This window comes from Pseudomonas sp. (assembly GCF_040514055.1).
In the GTDB taxonomy this organism is placed as follows: domain Bacteria; phylum Pseudomonadota; class Gammaproteobacteria; order Pseudomonadales; family Pseudomonadaceae; genus Aquipseudomonas.
Map to the genome: position 1 here is coordinate 1 of NZ_JBEVDL010000026.1, position 16,115 is coordinate 16,115.

The 16,115-nt window shown below is 62.1% G+C and carries 17 protein-coding genes and 1 pseudogene; 7 read left to right on the forward strand and 11 right to left on the reverse strand.

Annotated features, from left to right (window positions below):
* A partial coding sequence (locus ABWY06_RS06240; RefSeq protein WP_353924696.1) for a LysR family transcriptional regulator occupies window positions 1-568 on the reverse strand: 568 nt, incomplete at its 3' end.
* A gap of 110 nt (window positions 569-678) precedes the next feature.
* Between ABWY06_RS06240 and ABWY06_RS06245 the strand changes: the two genes are divergently transcribed.
* Together ABWY06_RS06245 and ABWY06_RS06250 are read left to right on the forward strand one after the other, a co-directional pair.
* The gene (locus ABWY06_RS06245; RefSeq protein WP_353924697.1) at window positions 679-1,686 is read left to right on the forward strand and encodes a zinc-binding alcohol dehydrogenase family protein; all 1,008 of its coding nucleotides are present in this window, start codon (window positions 679-681) and stop codon (window positions 1,684-1,686) included.
* A gap of 85 nt (window positions 1,687-1,771) precedes the next feature.
* A complete protein-coding gene (locus ABWY06_RS06250) occupies window positions 1,772-2,080 on the forward strand; it encodes a putative quinol monooxygenase (protein ID WP_353924698.1) in 309 nt (102 codons plus the stop codon).
* Window positions 2,081-2,147: 67 nt separating this feature from the next.
* On the opposite strand, the gene ABWY06_RS06255 is transcribed toward ABWY06_RS06250, so the two are convergent.
* The 3 genes and pseudogenes from ABWY06_RS06255 to ABWY06_RS06265 form a co-directional block, all read right to left on the reverse strand.
* The gene (locus ABWY06_RS06255) at window positions 2,148-3,131 is read right to left on the reverse strand and encodes an LLM class oxidoreductase (RefSeq protein WP_353924699.1); all 984 of its coding nucleotides are present in this window, start codon (window positions 3,129-3,131) and stop codon (window positions 2,148-2,150) included.
* A gap of 159 nt (window positions 3,132-3,290) precedes the next feature.
* Window positions 3,291-3,369: pseudogene (locus ABWY06_RS25860) on the reverse strand (hypothetical protein); the annotation flags it as partial.
* A gap of 1,035 nt (window positions 3,370-4,404) precedes the next feature.
* The gene (locus ABWY06_RS06265) at window positions 4,405-5,259 is read right to left on the reverse strand and encodes a LysR substrate-binding domain-containing protein (RefSeq protein WP_353924700.1); all 855 of its coding nucleotides are present in this window, start codon (window positions 5,257-5,259) and stop codon (window positions 4,405-4,407) included.
* A 98-nt stretch (window positions 5,260-5,357) separates the two neighbouring features.
* Here ABWY06_RS06265 and ABWY06_RS06270 point away from each other — a divergent pair, with 98 nt between their 5' ends.
* Window positions 5,358-6,020 carry an FMN-dependent NADH-azoreductase gene (locus ABWY06_RS06270; RefSeq protein WP_353924701.1) on the forward strand — a complete coding sequence of 221 codons (663 nt, stop codon included), beginning with the start codon at window positions 5,358-5,360 and terminating at the stop codon, window positions 6,018-6,020.
* Here the strand turns inward: ABWY06_RS06270 and ABWY06_RS06275 are convergent.
* A complete protein-coding gene (locus ABWY06_RS06275; protein WP_502948155.1) occupies window positions 6,015-6,977 on the reverse strand; it encodes a site-specific integrase in 963 nt (320 codons plus the stop codon). The two genes, ABWY06_RS06270 and ABWY06_RS06275, sit on opposite strands and share 6 nt — an antisense overlap.
* Before the next feature lie 388 nt (window positions 6,978-7,365).
* Window positions 7,366-7,593: a LysR family transcriptional regulator gene (locus tag ABWY06_RS06280; RefSeq protein WP_353924702.1), complete on the reverse strand. Its 228-nt coding sequence runs from the start codon at window positions 7,591-7,593 to the stop codon at window positions 7,366-7,368.
* A 183-nt stretch (window positions 7,594-7,776) separates the two neighbouring features.
* Between ABWY06_RS06280 and ABWY06_RS06285 the strand changes: the two genes are divergently transcribed.
* Genes ABWY06_RS06285 through ABWY06_RS06300 form a run of 4 tightly spaced genes read left to right on the forward strand, consistent with a single transcriptional unit; the run spans window position 7,777 to window position 10,906 of the window.
* The gene (locus ABWY06_RS06285; RefSeq protein ID WP_353924703.1) at window positions 7,777-8,310 is read left to right on the forward strand and encodes an iron transporter; all 534 of its coding nucleotides are present in this window, start codon (window positions 7,777-7,779) and stop codon (window positions 8,308-8,310) included.
* 34 nt (window positions 8,311-8,344) lie between these two features.
* On the forward strand, window positions 8,345-8,671 hold the full coding sequence (locus ABWY06_RS06290; RefSeq protein ID WP_353924704.1) for a cupredoxin domain-containing protein: 327 nt from the start codon (window positions 8,345-8,347) through the stop codon (window positions 8,669-8,671).
* Between the two features lie 25 nt (window positions 8,672-8,696).
* Window positions 8,697-9,542, forward strand: coding sequence for an FTR1 family iron permease (locus ABWY06_RS06295; protein WP_353924705.1), 846 nt, complete (start codon window positions 8,697-8,699; stop codon window positions 9,540-9,542).
* On the forward strand, window positions 9,539-10,906 hold the full coding sequence (locus tag ABWY06_RS06300; RefSeq protein ID WP_353924706.1) for a 4Fe-4S binding protein: 1,368 nt from the start codon (window positions 9,539-9,541) through the stop codon (window positions 10,904-10,906). Before ABWY06_RS06295 ends, ABWY06_RS06300 begins: the two co-directional genes overlap by 4 nt.
* 32 nt (window positions 10,907-10,938) lie before the next feature.
* Here the strand turns inward: ABWY06_RS06300 and ABWY06_RS06305 are convergent, their stop codons facing one another.
* The 5 genes from ABWY06_RS06305 to ABWY06_RS06325 form a co-directional block, all read right to left on the reverse strand.
* A complete protein-coding gene (locus ABWY06_RS06305) occupies window positions 10,939-11,676 on the reverse strand; it encodes an anaerobic ribonucleoside-triphosphate reductase activating protein (RefSeq protein WP_353924707.1) in 738 nt (245 codons plus the stop codon).
* A gap of 66 nt (window positions 11,677-11,742) precedes the next feature.
* Window positions 11,743-11,904 (reverse strand): anaerobic ribonucleoside-triphosphate reductase, encoded by a 162-nt coding sequence (gene nrdD / locus ABWY06_RS06310; protein WP_353924708.1) that lies wholly within the window; start codon window positions 11,902-11,904, stop codon window positions 11,743-11,745.
* Between the two features lie 37 nt (window positions 11,905-11,941).
* A complete protein-coding gene (locus ABWY06_RS06315; RefSeq protein WP_353924709.1) occupies window positions 11,942-13,957 on the reverse strand; it encodes a ribonucleoside triphosphate reductase in 2,016 nt (671 codons plus the stop codon).
* A 691-nt stretch (window positions 13,958-14,648) separates the two neighbouring features.
* Window positions 14,649-15,302, reverse strand: coding sequence for an RES family NAD+ phosphorylase (locus ABWY06_RS06320; protein WP_353924710.1), 654 nt, complete (start codon window positions 15,300-15,302; stop codon window positions 14,649-14,651).
* Window positions 15,295-15,969 carry a hypothetical protein gene (locus ABWY06_RS06325; protein ID WP_353924711.1) on the reverse strand — a complete coding sequence of 225 codons (675 nt, stop codon included), beginning with the start codon at window positions 15,967-15,969 and terminating at the stop codon, window positions 15,295-15,297. Before ABWY06_RS06325 ends, ABWY06_RS06320 begins: the two co-directional genes overlap by 8 nt.
* Between the last annotated feature and the right edge of the window lie 146 nt (window positions 15,970-16,115).

Below are 16,115 nucleotides of genomic sequence, written 5' to 3' on the forward strand. Positions count from 1 at the left end.
AGTGATGCTTGCTCAAGTCATCCGGCGTTTGGGGAGAACCGCAGCGTTTCACATACTCCGGCGAGGCAACCAGAACCCGCTGGTTCCACGGTGCAAGCGGCAGTGCCACGTAGTTGGCGTCTTCATTCGGGCCATATCGAATCGCCACGTCCACAGGGTCGCGAAACAGATTGGCCATCTGGTCTGACAGGAAAAAACGCAACGTCAATTCTGGATGCTGACGGCGGAACAGCGTCAGCCACGGCAGCAGTATGTTGCGCCCCAGATCGGAGGGTGCTGTCACCTGCAGGACGCCCCGCAGCGTGGCGTTCTTACCACGCAAATTTTCCTTGCCTTGCTGCAGGGTCTCAAGCACTGAGTGGGCGGTGGGCAGATATTGCTCGCCTTCGGCAGTCAATCGCAGGCTACGAGTGGTGCGGGCGAACAGGCGTACGTCCAGCTCGCGCTCCAGACGTTTGATGGCGGCGGCGACCTGACCCGGCAGTAGCTCAGCCTCCAGCGCCGCGGCGGTGAAACTGCCCAGCGCAGCGCTGCGGAGGAATAAAGCAAGATCATCGATGCGGATCATTTTCACTCCTGCAGTGAAAGTGTTGGCGCATTCTGCTTGTTTTTCTTTGTACATAGGAAGTCGAAGATGGCTGCACGTGAATGCATCAACCCTTCAGACCGCGAGTTTCCATGAAAGCCATCACCTTTACCCAGCACGCCTTGCCCATCGACAATCCACAAGCATTAATCGACATCAGTCTCCCGGTGCCCACGCCTGGCCCGCGGGATCTGCTGGTCGAAGTTCGCGCGGTCTCAGTGAACCCGGTCGATACCAAGGTGCGCGCCGGAACTTTCACAAAAGAACCAAAAATCCTCGGTTGGGATGCCACAGGCATGGTCCGCGAGGTCGGTTCTGAAGTGACGCTGTATCAGCCGGGCGATGAAGTGTTCTATGCCGGCTCGATTGCCCGCACCGGCAGCTACAGCGAATTCCATTTGGTCGATGAGCGGATCGTCGGGCACAAGCCTCGTTCATTGAGTGCAGCCGATGCGGCAGCGTTACCGTTGACCTCGATCACTGCCTGGGAATTGCTGTTTGACCGGCTCGGTATCGTCGAGGGCTCGGGGGAGGGCAAGTGCCTGTTGATCACGGGAGCGGCTGGCGGCGTCGGTTCGATGCTGGTGCAACTGGCCCGACAGTTGACCCACCTTACCGTCATCGGTACCGCCTCACGCCAGGAAACCGCTGATTGGGTGCTGCAGTTAGGCGCGCATTACGTGATCGATCACAGCCAGCCACTGCTCGCACAGTTGCAAGCGCTCGGCGTGCCGGAGATCGACTATGTCGCCAGCCTGACCCACACCGAACAGCACTTTGCACAACTGATCGAGGTGCTCAAGCCGCAAGGGCGTCTGGGTGTGATTGACGATCCCGAGAGCCTCGACGTGATGCCGCTCAAGCGCAAGTCGCTGTCGTTGCATTGGGAACTGATGTTCACCCGTGCGCTGTACGAAACCCCGGACATGATCAACCAGCATCACCTGCTCAATCGGGTCAGCGCGCTGATTGATCAAGGTGTTCTGCAGACCACCGTGGGCGAGCACTTCGGTGCGATCAATGCGGCAAACATGCGTCGTGCCCATGCGCTGGTCGAGAGCGGCAAGGCCCGGGGCAAGATCGTCCTCGAAGGTTTCTGATGCCACTGATCAGGCGGGCGCGCTTGCGCGCCCGCTGAACTGCCTGCGGCATCACTTGCCATTTTTTTATCTCGGAGAATTGACGATGAATACGTCCAGTAACCTGTTGGTATCGATCGCCGTGCTCAAGGCCAAGGCAGGCAAAGCACGGGCATTGAAACAAGAATTGCTGGCGCTGGTAGAGCCGACCCGCGCAGAGCCGGGCAATCTCGATTATGTGTTGTTCGAGCAGCGTGACGAGCAGGGCACGTTCTACATGCGCGAGGCTTTCAGGGATCAGGCGGCGCTGGATGCGCATTTTTCGATGCCTTACTTTCAGAGCTTTGCCGCCACGGCAGATGACCTGCTGAAAGAACCGTTGCAACTGATATTCCTTGAGCAGGTATCGGCCTGATCATTCAACCTGCTGAACCGCACCACGTCGGCCGGGCGTGGGCGTGGGCGTGGGCGCGGCCGGCGTATCAATTCGCTCCAGGACGCGCCTGTACTCCGAATTGCGGAACGATGTGAGTGCCCAGCTCCTCAATGACGTGCGCAGCAGGGCGCTTTGCGTACTTGAGATTGAGGATTACGTGGTCCACCCCGATTTCCTGAAGCGACTCCAGCAAGGCCCGGAGGTGGTCGCGTCCAAGCCTGAACCCCAAATGAATGCGAGTGGGCGGCGTGGACGGGTTCTCGCTGAGGTCGATGTAAAGCGACTGAGTGAAGGGCTTATAGACGGAACCGCATTGCGTCATGACCTCCATCCGCCAATCTTCCACGATCAGTCGCTGCATTTTCGGCGGGCGTGGATAGTTGATCCATCCGATGCTTTCGCGCGCGATCCAATCCAGTGACTGGCGGCTATTCCCGGTCACGAGCATTGGAATCACTTGGGTTGTGGGTTTCGGAATGAGGTCTGCGTCCCGCAGCTCACCACCGCTCCAGCAGATGGGTTCAAAGCTGCTGCTGTGGGCGCGGCGAATCACCTCGTAGTGCTCTCGAAAGATTTCTCCGCGCCTTTCGGGATCGACGTCAAAGGCTGAAAACTCCACTGGGCGATCGCCGGAAGCGACCCCCAGAATCAAGCGACCTGCGCTCAACTGATCGACGCTGGCTGATGCCTTGGCCGTGTGTAAAGGATGGTGTAAAGGGATGGCAATGGATGCGGTGCCAAGCGCTATCTCTGATGTATGAGCGGCCATATAGCCCAGGTAAACCCAGGGATCGAAGACTTGGCCGACATCGCCGAAATTAGGGTCCCGAAGAGGCACGTCGCGAAACCAGAGCGCGGAAAAGCCCAGCGCCTCTGCTCGTTTGGCCAATGCGACCTGGTTGAGCATGCTCGGAGTGTCCCCATCGAAGGCCTCCAAGGGAAAGAACAATCCCAGGCTCAAATGATCCGGAGTGAAGGTTCGCCTGAACCCTCGATGTTCCTGATAAGGAACCGTGCTTGGTCGATACATACTCATCTTCCTCAATGGAAGAACGTGAACCGCGCACCCATTTCTAGAGGCGCCGCATCGGTCGCTTAGGGACGATAGGTGGGATAGTCCGTGTAGCCTTTACCCGTTGCGCCGTACTGCTGGTCGGGTCGACCAGATTGAGGGGCCGGTTGTTGGCGATACGCGCGGGCAGGTCCGGATTGGCAATGAACGGGCGGTCAAATCCAATCAGATCGCTCCAGCCCGCTACTAGTGCCTCAGCAACGGCCTGGTACTCATGCAGCTAGCGTAGGCGGTTTTGCAGGGAACAACCATGTTCGTGATCACGACTATTGGTGTGGGCGCAACTGAATTCCCCCCGATTTCGTGAGCACATTCCAGTGTCCGTTCCTGGCCGGTTCTGTTGAAAAAGTGCCTCCAACCCGTTTCTGAAACTTGTGAAATCCATTTTTCTCGGCACGGTTTGTTCAATCGAGATAATCGGGTTTTCCAACAGCATCGGCCGATTCGTGCCTGTCGCGAAGGGTTGTCTTGTCTATCGTCCTGGTCCTAGCAACCTGCGCTACATTGGAGTCGATGTTGGAAAGGGCCAGCACCTGGTTGGCCGCTGCGCCTGAGTAGGGGAGGCATCAAAGTAGACGTTGGCGGTCAATGTCGTTGCATGCCCCATAAATTCGGACAAGGAAATGTGGGATACACCGGAGTCGACAAGTCGTTGAGCGGCACGGTGTCGCAGAGCTGTCGCACTCCAACGTTGCCCGGTTATCTGCTCTGTCAGGCCCGCCAAGGGACGAGAGAAACCCAGTAAGACCCGACTCGGTTTCGTCAAATTGACGATCAGTCAGTAGGTCATCAAGCAGATCAGATCCGTACTGACGCTCGGAATGCAGATACAAGCGATCTATCGCGTGTAAAAAAATGGCGGCAACGCGTGCTGTTCTCAAGTCCTGCGCGAAGAACCTCAGCCCACACGGTGGACCAATATCTCGGCATTCCTAAGGCATCCGTTAGAACCCAGCCGCCAAGCGCTTTGGGCGTATGGGGAGAATCGTAGTCTGAGACAAGGCATCGACTGATCGTAGTCAGTGATCTGAAACATGCCAGGCAAGGAGCAAGCATCAGAAACGTTGCTCGGGTTAGCCATTGGGGGGACATGCGACGTCTATTCAATTTAACATAATATACATTATACGAAGTGTTGTTACTGCTTTGGGGCGGCCGTTCTTCCTGCTGGAACGGAGGTTCGGCACCACCGCAGCTGGCTTCTTCAGCCTCACCCACGGGCCATGAGAGCTCAGCGTCGCTGTGGCAACGCCTGTTCGACGATAAGCTGCGACAAACTGGCGATCAACTGCGGGTCGGACTCGGCGGCGGTAAACAAGCGAAATTGCGCATCGGGTAACTTCGGCAAGCCGTGCTCGGCGGCTATCACCGCCAGTCCCGGCTGCCACTGGCTCAACGGCATGGGCGCCACGGCAAACCCGGACAACACGGCAGCTTTCAAGGCCGCGTTGCTGCTGCACAGCATGGCCGTGTGCTGGGCGATACCCGCCTGGGCCAGACCCGTCAGTGCCGCCGCCCGGTAAGGACAAGGCTCTGGAAACAAGGCCAATGGCAGCGGCGTCGGCCAGGCTTGGCACGGCTGCTCGGCGCCCATCCACACCAGCGGCTCCTGCCAGAGCAATTGCCCGGCGTGGCCCGTTTCGCACAACGAGCCCAACACCAGGTCAAGTTCCCCTTGGTGGAGCGCGTTCAGCAAGGTGCCGGGAATATTGACCTGTACCTTGAGCTCCATGCCCGGGTACTGCGCCACGAAGTCCTGCAGGACCCGCAACAGGCGCGGCTCGGCAAAATCCTCGGACAGCCCCACACGCACCTGCCCGTGAAACGGCGCCCGGGTCAGCTCGGCCAAGGCATCGCGGTTCAGCGCCAAAATCGCCCGGGCGTAGCTCAGCAGACGCTCGCCATCGGCGCTGAGGTGCTGGGAACGGGTGGTGCGTTTGAGCAGTGGTTTGCCCACCTGCTCTTCCAGCCGACGCAAGTGGCCGCTGACTGCCGACTGGGTCAGGTGCAGGCGTTCAGCGGCGCGGCTAAAGCCGTCGGCGTCGACAACTGCAACAAATGTCCTGAGCAACAGGGTGTCGAACATATTTCGATACCTGATTAATACATAATTTATTTACGATTTATATTTCAGATATAGCTATGTTGCAATCCCGGCCTCACTTATCGCCCCCGAGGCCAGCCATGACCCGGCTCCTGCACATCCAATGCTCTCCCCGCAAACAGCGCTCCGCCTCCCTGGAAGTGGCCCGCAGTTTTATCGCAGCGTATCAACAACAGCGCCCGGACACCGAGGTCGTGACCCTGGACCTCTGGGCCATGGCGCTGCCGGAATTCGATCAGGTGGCCATGGACGCCAAATACGCCGGGCTCAACGGCAACCGCCGCTCAGCAGCCGAGGACAGCGCATGGGGCCTGCTGCAGTCCCTGGCCCAGCCGCTGCACGACGCCGACCTGCTGCTGTTCTCGGTGCCGCTGTGGAACTATGGCATTCCCTACAAGCTCAAGCACTTTATCGATTTGGTGTCGCAGAAGGACATCCTCTTCAGCTTTAGCGCCGAACGCGGAATCGAGGGCCTGCTGCAGGACAAAACCGCGGTGCTCGCTTATGCCCGCGGCCTGGATTTCTCCGCGCAATCGGCCACCCCCGCGGCGCTGTTCGACTTTCAAAGACCCTATATGGAAGCCTGGTTGCGCCTTGTCGGCGTCACTGACCTGCATGGGCTGGTGGTCGAAAAAACCCTCCTGGGCGACGCGCTCGATCGCACCGCCCGACACAGCGCCAATCAGCAGGCGTGGGAGCTGGCCAAGCGGCTGCAGCCTTGCAGTCGACCGGTTTTTCTATAGATCGAAACGGTCCACCGCGCGGCGGCGTTCGTTGTCGTCGCGCACGTCGTACTGGGCGGTGGTCTGGATATTGCTGTGGTGCGCCAGTTTTTGCGCGATCGACAGGTCGTGGTCCTCGATCACCCGGGTAATAAAGGACCGGCGGAAATCATGGGGCATGATCCGCACGCCGACCTGCAGGCCCCGTTGCCGCGCGATGTAATAGATGGCGTGCTTGCTGATGCGCTCGCGGGTGATGTGATCGCCGCGGCGAATCCGGTTGAACAGAAAAACATCGTCCCCCAGGCCGTCGGGCAACTGCTCGCGACGGCAATTCAACCAGGCCTGCAGGCGTTCAAACGCCCAGGCGGGGGCGTATTTGATCAGTTGTTTGTTGCCTTTGCCCAGCACCTGCAGGCTGCGTTCGCTGAAATCGACCTGGGCCAGGTCGAGGTTCACCGATTCGGATTTACGCATGCCCGTGCCGTACAGCAACGCGATAATGGCCGCGTCGCGCAGCCCCTGGGGCCTGGGGTCCGCCGCGCAGGCGTCGAGCAAGTCGCGAATCAGCGAGCGCTTCAGGTTACGCCCCTGGCTCAGGCGCGTGCCGGCCATGGCCTTGACCGAACGCAGCTTCAGCAACTGCTCCTGGCTGATCAGGCTCATGCGCCAGGCTTCGTTGAAGACGCCGCGCAGCGCATTGACGTACAAGGACGAAGTATTGGGCGTGTAACCGTCCTCGCGCAAGGCCGCCACCAGCGCGGTGACATGTCCGGGTTGCAGCTGCTGCCAGGGCACCTCGTGCAGCGCCAGATCATCGAACCCCAGGCGATTGGCCGTTTCCTGCAGCACGTAGCGCATGGTCAGGCGGCTGCTGGGCGCCAGCCGGGACAGGTACTGGTTAAACGGGTCGGACTGCCCTCCCCTCGGCAACGTGCTGGCAGGCGTCGGGGCACGCCGGGGAAGCTGATCATCCATGCTGCGGTTGTCCTGTGGAGCGCCCGCCGGTGCGGCCGGGACGCAGGCCAGTGTGGCCGGGTTGATAATTAACTCAACTAAAAAGTGATTTAGTTGAGTTAATTGTAACAGGTGGGTGATGGACCGACTAATCCCCTTCTTACCTGGCCAGAACGGCTGCCGTGCCCTGCTCTCGCACCGGCAATAGTGCGCTGGTATTCAGGCCTGATTCCTGGGTATCGCTTCGCTCAACCCAAGCTACGGCTGCGCGTGCTCGTGCGCCTGCCGTGCTTTGCGCAGGCCGGGCCGCGTAGATAGCGCTGCTTGATCGGGCCCAGCCCTACCCGGTACCCTGGCCTGCAGCATGGCGGGAGCTGATACCCGCCTGGCTGTTGGCGTCGGCGCCCTCCTACCCCGGTTCCGGTTCCTCGCAGGCGCTGAGCAGGCTCGTCAGCCGGGCATCGATCTGTACACAGTTGGCAACCACCATCCGTATATGCGGCTGCACGGCTTCCGCCACTTCGACCAGGCCCTGGCGCTGCAACCAGGCCGAAATGAACTGCACCGATTCACTCAGGGCCACCTGGTTCTGGTGCAACAACGCCAGGGTCACGCCAATGCTGTGTGCGTTTTTCATAGGCGCCCAGGCTCGTCAGTCGTTTCCTCTCAGCATCCCTGTTCGGCTTCGGGCTGGCCATACCTCCTGCTAGGTACCTCTTCAGGGCCGCCTTTTCCGGGCTGGAAATTGACAAGAATCATTATTGATTCGATTTAGCCGCCTTAGGCTGGCGCCAGTGTTTATCGCTTTAGGAAACCCGCCATGAAACCCCTTCCATCGCTCGTTTTGCTCAGCCTGCTGGCCACCGATGCCGCTCATGCCCGGGAGTACCCGATCGGCGCGCCCCAGCAGTGCGCCGGCATGGAGGTGGGAGCGGTCTACCTGCAACCGATCGAAATGGATCCGCCCGGCATGATGCGCCCCGCCAGCGACTCCGACGTGCACCTGGAGGCCGATATCAGCGCCCTGGAAAACAACCTGCAGGGCTTTCAGGAAGGCAGCTTCGTACCCTACCTGGGGGTCAGCTACCGCCTGACCAAGGTCGGTGACAACCAGGTGCTGCAGGGCGATTTCCACGCCATGGTGGCCAATGACGGTCCGCACTACGGCGATAACCTCAGGCTGCTGGGCCCCGGGCAATACCAGTTGACCTTCAAGGTCAGCGCCCCCGGCGCAAGCCATCACGCCTTCGGCCGCCACACCGACAAGGAAACCGGTGTGGCGCCCTGGTTCGCTCCCTGCGAACTGCACTACCGCTTCACCTACGCGGGCATCGGCAAAAAAGGCGGTTATTGAGGCGTATTCGCCCGCGACTCCGGAGTTCCACGCCATGCGCCCTTCCCTGTTCTGCCTGCTGTTCGCCAGCCTGCCCTGCGGTGCCCTGGCCGCCCCCCTGCCGACCCATGAACTGCGGATCCGCGACGGCCATTTCGAGCCGTCCAGCGTGCAGGTGGTCGCCGGCCAGCGGTTCAAGATCATCGTGCACAACCTGGGCCAGGGACCGGTCGAGTTCGAAAGTACGCCGCTGCGAATCGAGAAGGTACTGGGCCCGGGCATCAGCTCCTTTGTGGTGATCCACCCGCTCAAACCCGGGCGTTACCTGTTCTTCGACGAATTTCACCCCGAGCTGCCCCAGGGCGTGATCGAAGCGCGCTGACGCCCTTCTCCACGAGGTTTACTCCATGGAACAAGCCCTGTTGATCGTCTGGCGCGAAAGCGTCGAGGCGCTGCTGGTGATTGGCATCCTGTATGCCTGGCTGCGCCACCAACCCGAACACACGCGCGCCATGCGACATCTGTGGGCCGGTGTCGGGCTGGGCCTGCTGCTGGCCGGCCTGCTCGGCACGCTGATGGTGCTGGCCGGCGGCTGGATCAACGGCCCCGCGGGCGAGTGGTTCCAGACCGCCCTCAGCCTGCTGGCGGCCGGGTTGATCCTGCAGATGCTGCACTGGATGGCGCACAACGCCTGGCAACTGCGCCGTCAGTTGGAACAGCGCGCGGCCAGCGCGCTGCAGGGCCGTCGACTGGGCAGCCTGACGTTGCTGGTCACCCTGGCCGTGGCGCGCGAAGGCAGCGAGACGGCGATATTCCTCTATGGCATCGGTGGCACCGCCAACCCGGTTCCGTTGGCACTGGGCGCTGGGCTGGGCCTGTTGCTCGGGCTGCTGTGCGTGGCCCTGCTGCAGGCCGGCGGCCGGCTGATCGGCTGGCGGCAGTTTTTCCTCGCCAGTGAAGTCTGGTTGGTCCTGCTCGGTGGAGCCTTGCTGATGAGTGCGGTCGACCGTGCGAGCGGTCAATGGATGGCCTGGGAGTTGCCCGAGCACCTGTATCGCCTGCTGGGCGAGCCGGTGTGGGACAGCTCGGCGCTGCTCGACGACGGCAGCCGGCCCGGGGCCCTGCTGGCGGGCCTGAGTGGTTATCGGGCCATGCCCTCGGCGGTGCACCTGGGGCTGCTGGGCCTGTACTGGCTGCTGGCCTGGTTCCTGATCCGGCCGGCGCGGCCGCCGCGTTTAAGCCCGTTGCCATGAGCACTGGGCGCAATGGGCTGCTGACCCGCCTGGGGCATGCCCTGCGCCGCCACGGGCGCGGGATCCGTCGCCTGCAAGGGGCGGTGATAGTCATCTACGCCGGCCTGTTGGTGATTCCCGCCCTGCTGCCGCTTCCACCCGACCAGGCGCGGCTGTTCGATAACCTGACGCTGCTGGCCCAGTTCGTGTTCTGGGGCCTGTGGTGGCCCTTTGTCGTACTGTCGGTGCTGCTGTTGGGGCGGGTGTGGTGTGGCGTGCTCTGTCCCGAGGGCGCCCTCAGCGAGTGGGCCAGCCAGCATGGCCTGGGCCGCGGCATTCCACGCTGGATGCGTTGGGGCGGCTGGCCGACCCTGGGCTTTATGCTGACCACCCTGTACGGGCAACTGATCAGCGTTTACGACTATGCCCAGGCGGCGCTGTTGATCCTAGGTGGCTCGACAGTGGCGGCCATGGCCGTTGGTTATGGCTACGGCCGCGGCAAACGGGTCTGGTGCCGCTACCTGTGTCCGGTCAGCGGGGTGTTCGCCCTGTTGGCCAAACTCGCGCCCCTGCACTTCCAGGTCGATGAACAGCGCTGGCGCGAGAATGCCCCGCCGCACCTGCCGCCGCCCAACTGCGCGCCGCTGGTGGATATCCGTCGCATGCGCGGCGCCTCGGACTGTCACGCCTGCGGGCGCTGCAGCGGCCAGCGCGATGCGGTCCGGCTGATCGCCCGCTCTGGCAATGAGGAAATCGTCCGCTACGGCGCTGACGGCGACAGCCCCTGGGAAACGCGCCTGTTACTGTACGGGGTGATCGGTCTGGCGCTAGGCGCCTTTCAGTGGACATCGAGTCCCTGGTTTATTGCCCTCAAGCAGACACTGGCCGAGGCGCTCGCGGGGCGCGGCGTACTCTGGCCGTTGCAAGCCGATGCCCCCTGGTGGTTGCTGACCCATTACCCGGCGCTGAACGATGCCTTTACCTGGTTGGATGGCCTGTCGATCTGCCTGTACCTGGGTGCCAGCAGCCTGCTGCTGGGGGGCACGCTCCAGGGCCTGCTGAGCCTGGGGGCACGGCTGGCAGGACGCGGGGTGGCGTTCGCCCGGCAGCTGAGCCTGTGCTTGCTGCCCACGGGCGCCGCCGGCTTGTTTCTCGGGCTGTCGGCCACCACCGTCAAGTTGCTGCGCTATGAAGGGCTGGCCCTGCTCTGGGTGTCCCCCTGCCGCACCCTGCTGTTGGCTGTCGCCCTGCTCTGGAGCCTAGGGCTCGGCTGGCAGGTTTGCGCCGGCCTGCCCGTCGCCCGCAGGGCGGCGCCGCTGGCCGCCCTGGTGCTGGGCAACAGCGTGGTGGCCTATGCCTGGTGGTTGCTGTTCTGGGGCTGGTAAGCCCGCCGGGCATGCATGCCCTGACCGGCCGTTCAGGCGTCACGCAGCTCGAAACTGGGAAACAACTGGCCGAGATAGGTCCATAGCTGGGGCGCATCGGCAGGCGCCACCACGGCACCCAGGCTCGGGTCGAGCATGCGTGTCGGGCGTGCCAGCTGGATCACCAACCGTTTGACGCCGAGGCCGGCCAGGCGTTCGCCCAGGCGCTGCAGGCGCCGGCAATCGAACAGCTGCCAGTGCACGGTGGTGCGGCATTCGTAGTCCACCGGGCTGTCCAGCAGCCACTCGAGGCTGCGCCAGTTGGCCAGGCCACTGCTGCTGACTCCGGTGATCAGCGCCACCTCCTCCTCCAATGCCTTGACGTCGAATCCGACCCAGTCGCACAGCGGCAGCACCCGACGGAACGAGCTGGGTTTGATCCCGGCGCTGTGCAGGCCCACCTTGAAACCCAGCTCGCGCACCTGGCGCATGGCATAAGGCAGGGCTTTTTGCAGGGTCGCCTCACCGCCACTGAAAACCACCGCTTCCAGCAGGCCGCGGCGCGACTGCAGAAAGTCGAGCACCTGCACCCAATCGACAGGACTGGCTGACTGGGCCCGGATCAGCTCGGGGTTGTGGCAGTAGCGGCACCGCCAGGCGCAGCCCTGGCAGAACACTACACAGGCCAGGTGGTCGGGAAAGTCGAGGGTGGTAAGCGGCAGCAGCCCACCGATGCGCAGCGAGGCAGCCTGCGTATCGGTGGGGCCTGGCCTGTGACAGGGACGGGGCATCGGTGGGTCTCCCAGGAAGGAAAACCCCGCCGATCATCAGACTGGCGGGGTGGCAACGACGGCGGTCTACTTTGGTTCGCAGAAGTGCCGACGCTCACGGTGCTCGGCCTGCTTGCCGGGATTGAAGGCCGCCACCGGACGGTGGTAGCCCATGACCCGGGTCCAGACTTCGCAACGCTGGCGTTGGGCTTCGGGCAGGTGCGCTGTGGCGGTTAGGGGGTGGTTCATGGTGTAACTCCTGGGGTGGGATAAAAGGGACGCGGGCTCAGCGCTGTTGCTGCAACAGCACCTCGTCGCATTTCGGGCAGAACTCATGCTCACCGGCCAGGTAGCCGTGTTTCGGGCAGATCGAAAAGGTCGGGGTGATGGTCAGGTACGGCAGGCGGAAGCGGCCGAGGGCGGTGCGCAGCAGTTTTTTGCAGGCCTCGGCCGAGGAAATGCGCTCGGCCATGTACAGGTGCAGCACCGTGCCGCCGGTGTACTTGCACTGCAGGGCATCCTGCAGTTCCAGCGCTTCGAAGGGGTCGTCGGTGAAACCCACCGGCAATTGCGAGGAGTTGGTGTAATACGGCGCCTGCGGCGTGCCGGCCTGGAGGATATCGGGGTAACGCTTGCGGTCCTCCTTGGCGAAGCGGTAAGTGGTGCCCTCGGCGGGTGTCGCCTCGAGGTTATAGAGGTGGCCGGTCTGTTCCTGGAAACGCACCAGGGTGGCCCGCACATGGTCCAGCAACAGCAACACGAAGGCGCGCCCGTCCTCGGTGTGCATGCCGTCGCGATCGCCGCTGAAATTGCGCAGCATCTCGTGCAGGCCGTTGAGCCCGATGGTGGAGAAGTGGTTGCGCAAGGTGCCCAGGTAGCGCTTGGTATAGGGGTACAGGCCAGCGTCCATATGCTGCTGGATCACCTTGCGCTTGAGTTCCAGGCTTTCCATGGCCAGTTCCATCAGGCGGTCCAGGCATTGCAGCAAGCCACTGGTGTCGCCCTTGGCGCCGTCGCGGCCGCGGAACAGATAGCCCAGGCGCGCGCAGTTGAGCGTCACCACTCCCAGGGAGCCGGTCTGCTCGGCCGAACCGAACAGGCCACCGCCGCGCTTGAGCAGTTCGCGCACGTCCAGTTGCAGCCGGCAGCACATCGAGCGCACCTGGTTGGGCTGCAGGTCGGAGTTGAGGAAGTTCTGAAAGTACGGCAGGCCGTAGCGCGCGGTCATGTCGAACAGCCGCGTGGCGTTGTCGCTGTCCCAGGGGAAGTCATGGGTGATGTTGTAGGTCGGGATCGGGAAGGTGAACACCCTGCCCTTGGCGTCTCCGGCCATCATCACTTCAATATAGGCGCGGTTGATCAGGTCCATTTCGGCCTGCAGCTCGCCGTAGCAGAACGGCATGTCCACCCCGCCGATCCTCGGCACCTGTTCGCGCAGGTCCTCCGGGCAGACCCAGTCGAAGGTCAGGTTGGTAAAGGGGGTCTGGGTGCCCCAGCGCGACGGCACATTGAGGTTGTAGATGAATTCCTGCAGCGCCTGACGTACGTCTTCGAACCCCAGCCGATCCTGGCGTACATAGGGGGCCAGGTAGGTGTCGAAGGAGCTGAACGCCTGCGCCCCGGCCCATTCGTTCTGCAGGGTGCCGAGAAAATTGACCATTTGCCCCAAGGCGCTGGACAGGTGCTTGGGTGGTCCGGCCTCTACCCGCCCCGGAACGCCGTTAAGCCCTTCGTTGAGCAGCGTGCGCAGCGACCAGCCGGCGCAGTAACCGGCCAGCATGTCCAGGTCATGGATATGCAGATCGGCCTCGCGGTGGGCACGGCCGACCTCGGCGCTGTACACCTCGTCCAGCCAGTAGTTGGCGGTAACCTTGCCAGAAACGTTGAGGATCAGACCGCCCAGGGAGTAACCCTGGTTGGCATTGGCCTGGACTCGCCAGTCTTCGCGGTTCAGGTACTCGTTCATCGAGGCGGCCACGTTCACCCTGCTATGACAGTCGCGACGCAGACGCCCATGGCGCTCGCGGTAAAGGATATAGGCGCGTGCGGTGGCGTAATACCCGGCCTCCATCAGCACCTGCTCGACCCGGTCCTGGACCTGCTCGACCTCCACCCGCACGATCCCCAGCAGGCGAGCCAGTACGGCCTCCGCCAGGGCGAGGCTGTCATCCGGCGCCAACTCACCGCTCGCCTGACCGGCCGCCGCGATGGCCCGTTGAATCTTGCCTAGGTCGAAGGCGCTGTCACTGCCGTCGCGTTTACCCAGAATGCTTGGCCGATAGGTTTGTTTAAGGGGAAGCACCGATTACCTCCAGACACATCATGTAGTGGGTGTGTTCGCTTAAAAGCACAATATGATGGGTAATGTACGAGGTGCTGGCGCGACTGAATTGATTTTGATCAAGAACGGGTAAATGCCTTGCCCGTGGTCATGGCATGGGGTGCCGGACGGGTATGACAGGGGCTGTGGGAGCCGAGTGAGTCACCGTATTCCTAGGATGCGTTGAGCGCAGCGATACCCATCGGCTGGTCCGCGCCCGACGTCTGCATGCTGTTTCCAGATAAACCCTGTCACCCGCCCTGGATACCCGCCTGCGCGGGTATGACGGGGTTTGTGGGTTCACCGAATCGTAGGATGGGTTGAGCGCAGCGATACCCATCGGTCGATCCGCGCCCTAGATCTGCATGCAGCTCCCAGATAAACCCTGTCACCCGCCCTGGATACCCGCCTGCGCGGGTATGACAGGGTTTGTGGGTTCACCGTATTCGTAGGATGGGTTGAGCACAGCGATACCCATCGGCTGGTCCGCACCCTGGGTCTGCATGCTGTTTCCAGATAAACCCTGTCACCCGCCCTGGATACCCGCCTGCGCGGGTATGACGGGGTTTATGGGTACACCGTATTCGTAGGATGGGTTGAGCGCAGCGATACCCATCGTCCGTTAAACCCTGTCACCCGAGCCCGCCTCGGTCGTTTCAAGCGAAACGCCCGCTTACGGGCCAGGGACAATCAGCACGCCGATCTTTTCCGCCAGGGAAATGATCTCGCTGTAGGCCGCTTCATCGTCCAGCAGGTCACGCTCGTCACTGTGCTGGATGACCGCCCCCGGGGGAACCCTGTCGCCGAACAATACGATGGCCACAGCGGTGTCATCCTGCCGCGACACCCAGTAGAGGCCATGGATATCCGTCGCGTGGGCGTGGATGGTTTCGGCCCAGTGGCGGCAGATGGGGTACTGATCCTTCTCCGTGTCGATCAGCTGAGCCCTGGTCACCCCCAGCAGCCTCAATGCCTTATTGGTCAGGTCGACCAATCTGAGTTCAGCGAGGAACTCAACCCTGGAGTGCCGGTAGCCATCGAGCTTGTTCTTTGGGTAGGTCTTCAGGCCTGGCGCGAACGGGACGTCATGAAAGACGGTCTCCATCGCGGCGCACTCGAAGGTGCTGCCCGCATACAAGGTCGGAATCACCGCGCCAGCGGAGTCATGGATGGGACTGAAGCGAGCGTTTCCCGCAGACGTGGGGTTGAACTGCGTTGCCCGGTAGTTGCTGTGATGGATACGGTGCATCACCGAGCCAGCTGGCACCCTGAGATACGAGATATGCAAGGCGGTATCCGGCACGGGCGGGGGCGATCGCTCAGCCATGGGTAATGCCGGCAACCTCATCCTCGGCTGCAGCCACTACGCGGGCCGGAGCGTCGTCAAGCAGGTCCTGGGGCCGTTTGCCCCCCAAGTAGCTGTTCACAGAGGCAAGCCAGTAGGCTAACCCCCAGCCATCCTTGCGCCCGTCGAACACGTTCAATACGTCGGCCATGGCCGGGCGCGGGCGATACCCTGTTTCCGGGTCCAGGGCATAGATCGGAAAGTAGTCGCTGCCGTTGTGGCGAAGCGCGAAGATCCGTCCTTCTTGCTTCCATTTATTGGGCTGCGAGCTGGGATTTTTGGAAGTGAATCCGGCCAGGTTCGCAACGTCGCCCGCGGACAGCCAATCACCGCTCTCCAATACGGCCTTCTTGGCGTGGGCCAGCATCTGGGCTTCCTTGAAGACCGCCGGCCGTATTGGCACTTTGGGCACCAGCAGCATGATGATTTGCTCGATGGTGGCTTGCTGGGTCTTGAGCATGGTGTCCGTGATCAGGCGAGCCGCGGCGTCCAGGGACTTACCCAACGCCGCCAGCGTTTCACGCGAGGCATGGTCCACCGTGATCACCACGGCGTGTTCGGCTTTTTCAGCACGCAGCTCAGCGGACAGCGTTTTCAGGTCGCCCGTCAGGGTAGAGCGGATGTCGAGGTGTTCAGCGATCAGGCTCATGCTTGCCTCCCAAAATTGCGATATCGGATATCACAAAATATTGATAACCAATCTATCCGCGACGGATTGCAATAGCAACTGACGGCCGCTGAATGGCATGGGCTGCAGTCAGGCGTTCGAGGTAAACGCCAGCAAGCAAAAAAAAA